The following is a 665-nucleotide window of genomic DNA, read 5'->3' on the forward strand; positions in this document are numbered from 1 at the left end:
GCCGTAGAGGTGGAAAAAACGCTGGTCCAAAGCGGGTTCCGTGCCAAGCGTGACTTGAGAAACGAAAAGATCGGCTTTAAAATCCGCGAGCATACTTTGCTCAAGACACCCTATCTCTTGGTTATCGGGGATCGGGAAGTCGAAACACGATCCGTTGCTGTGCGCTCCCGCGAAGGCGTCGATATGGGCTCCATGCCGCTCGAACAATTCGCCCAGCTGCTTGCACAGGCGGTTTCCCGTCGTGGTCGCCAAGAATCGGAGTAATCATTATTAAGCGTGAAATGAGACAGGATAGACGAGCTCAGCCCAAGGCACCGATCAACGAAAACATCACCGCGCGCGAAGTGCGCCTGATCGGTGTCGATGGCGAGCAGATTGGCATCGTCTCTATTGATGAAGCGTTGCGGGTCGCCGTTATCGCTACAGCATCGACGATCATCGGTTGGGCGCTGCGGTTTTGGGTCAAGGGGTAACCCGTTATTATGAACCGCTGGACGCTGAGCGTATTCATCGTGCAGAACAGTGTCTGACTGGCGAAAATGATGCTACCTCGTTCCGTGCGGGACACTGGCAGTCGCGCACACCGTCGCGTAACGTGATGCAGAATCACGTCGAACGTTTCGGTGCATATGGGGTGGTGCATATTAAAGCGAGTGCCCTTGTAC

Annotated in this window: 1 protein-coding gene and 2 pseudogenes; all 3 read left to right on the forward strand. The window is 54.7% G+C overall.

The genetic code is table 11. From position 1 onward, the window contains the following. Positions 1-264: His/Gly/Thr/Pro-type tRNA ligase C-terminal domain-containing protein (locus tag ACU8YC_RS25395; RefSeq protein WP_446896018.1), on the forward strand; the 264-nt coding region annotated here is incomplete at its 5' end. 17 nt (positions 265-281) lie between these two features. Further along, positions 282-413: pseudogene (locus ACU8YC_RS25400) on the forward strand (translation initiation factor IF-3); the annotation flags it as partial. Further along, positions 398-665: pseudogene (truA, locus tag ACU8YC_RS25405) on the forward strand (tRNA pseudouridine(38-40) synthase TruA); the annotation flags it as partial. The pseudogenes ACU8YC_RS25400 and truA, both read left to right, overlap by 16 nt.

The sequence above is a fragment of the Citrobacter sp. VF227 genome (genome assembly GCF_052950715.1).